Source organism: Microtetraspora sp. NBRC 16547 (assembly GCF_030268965.1).
Lineage (GTDB): Bacteria > Actinomycetota > Actinomycetes > Streptosporangiales > Streptosporangiaceae > Microtetraspora.
In genome coordinates, this window is the sequence record NZ_BSSE01000131.1 from 1 (window position 1) to 261 (window position 261).

A 261-nucleotide genomic window follows, 5' to 3' on the forward strand; every position below is an offset into this window, starting at 1 on the left:
CGTGAGTTCAACGGCGAACATGACCACGTCCACCTACTGATCCACTACCCGCCGAAGGTCGCCCTGTCCAAACTGGTCAACAGTCTCAAGGGCGTTTCGGCGCGGCTCCTGCGCAAGGAGTATGCCGCGCATGTCGGCAAGTATCTGTGGGGTGGACACTTCTGGTCGGGGTCCTATTTCGCCGGATCAGTCGGCGGTGCACCGCTCACGGCAGTCAAGCAGTACATCGAGCAGCAGCAACGCCCACTGTGACCTGTGGGT

At 60.9% G+C, this 261-nt stretch carries 1 protein-coding gene; it reads left to right on the forward strand.

Annotated elements, in window-relative coordinates:
• The coding region (gene tnpA, locus QSK17_RS35920) for an IS200/IS605 family transposase (protein ID WP_285711160.1) at positions 1-252 on the forward strand (252 nt) is incomplete at its 5' end.
• Positions 253-261 lie beyond the last annotated feature (9 nt).